The following is a 568-nucleotide window of genomic DNA, read 5'->3' as shown; positions in this document are numbered from 1 at the left end:
CGGCATCGGCAGCCAGTGGAAAATGGATGCGGACTCCAACCTCACTCACCTCACATTATCCGGTGGCGCTACCCTTACCCCTTATGACAGCAGCGGCAATCTGACCAACCGTACACTAACCGGAGAAGTGCTGAACAAAGGCGGCAATATTGACCTTGCAGGTGCAGCAGATTTGGTTGGCGATGTCCTGACGATTAAAGGTAAATATACGGGTGCAGATGGCTTTCTGATCCTGAATACCACTCTGAACGATGACAGTTCAGCAACAGACAAGCTGATCATCGACGGTGATACGACCGGAAACACCTTTGTGCGGGTAAAAAATATCGGCGGCACTGGTGCCCAGACAGTCAACGGCATTCAAATTATTGAAGTCACCGGCGCGTCTGATGGCACATTCAAGTTGAAGGGCGACTATATTCACAAAGGCGATCAGGCTGTTGTCGGCGGTGCCTATGCGTACAGGCTGTTTCACAACGGCTTAGGAGATGATAGCGCCGACGGTAACTGGTATCTGCGCTCTGAATTGAAAGACAAGAAGCCGCATTATCAGCCGGGTGCACCGGTC

1 protein-coding gene is annotated in these 568 nt (G+C 51.8%); it reads left to right on the top strand.

Annotation, left to right across the window (positions count from 1 at the left end; translation table 11 throughout):
- Positions 1–22 precede the first annotated feature (22 nt).
- On the top strand, positions 23–568 hold a 546-nt coding region (locus HBA93_RS18065; protein ID WP_221724216.1), incomplete at its 3' end, for an autotransporter outer membrane beta-barrel domain-containing protein.

It is taken from the genome of Ochrobactrum sp. SFR4 (genome assembly GCF_019730395.1).
In the GTDB taxonomy this organism is placed as follows: Bacteria; Pseudomonadota; Alphaproteobacteria; order Rhizobiales; family Rhizobiaceae; genus Pseudochrobactrum.
This window is presented reverse-complemented; position numbering and strand designations above follow the sequence as displayed.